The 751-nt window shown below is 39.3% G+C and carries 1 protein-coding gene; it reads right to left on the bottom strand.

What is annotated here, in order from left to right; translation table 11 throughout:
• Window positions 1–691: glycosyl hydrolase family 18 protein (locus tag DWW96_RS13730; RefSeq protein ID WP_243003088.1), on the bottom strand; the 691-nt coding region annotated here is incomplete at its 3' end.
• Window positions 692–751: the final 60 nt, after the last annotated feature.

Raw genomic sequence — 751 nt, 5'->3', positions numbered from 1 at the left:
TTGGTGATGCTGACATTGCCACTGATAATTCATAGTGCTTTCCATCTGTCTTTCCGTAGCTGTCCAATGAATTTCTGATTTCCTGTAACAGTAATGTGAAATTCTTTGTGTCTGCTGCTGAGCCTTTGCATCCCTTGTCTATTGCCACTCCGTTTCCTTCAGGATCAGGATCTCTGTCTGCTGTTGGGTATTCCCAGTCGATGTCTACAAAGTCATATCCATAGCAGTGAACAAACTTTGCCACATTGTTTGCGAAATTCTTTCTTGTCTTGTCTGATGCTGCAAGTTTTGGGAAATCTCCTGATCTTGTCCATCCTCCAACTGAAATACCTATTTTCATGTTTGGATATTTCTGTCTTAAGAGTACCATTGCTCCCAATACACCTGCGTACTTGTTATCGCTTCCAACTGAGTATCCAACGTTTGGATTCTGATAATCTGCCCATGTGTCTGTTGTGATTAAGTCTCCATTTGCATCTGCATCCATAAATGCAAAATTCAAATGTGTTATTAAACTTCCGTCAATCTTGTCAGGTGTAAAGTTTTTCTGTCCTGAATAAATTGACCAGTCACCGTAATACATTACGTTACGATACTTAGCAGTTGTTGCTGCCTTAACACTTGTACTTACTCTCTGTGGTAAAACTACACACCCCAAAGCCATTGAAAGTACTAAAACAAATGTTAACACGTAACTGCAAACTCTGCCAAATAACGAGTTTCTCTTTGTGAAATAGTAAAGACTCATTTT

Origin of the sequence: Eubacterium sp. AF17-7 (assembly GCF_003461285.1) — a bacterium.
Classification (GTDB): domain Bacteria; phylum Bacillota; class Clostridia; order Lachnospirales; family Lachnospiraceae; genus Eubacterium_U; species Eubacterium_U album.
The sequence above is the reverse complement of the archived record's forward strand: the minus strand, read 5'-3'. Positions and strand labels throughout refer to the sequence as shown.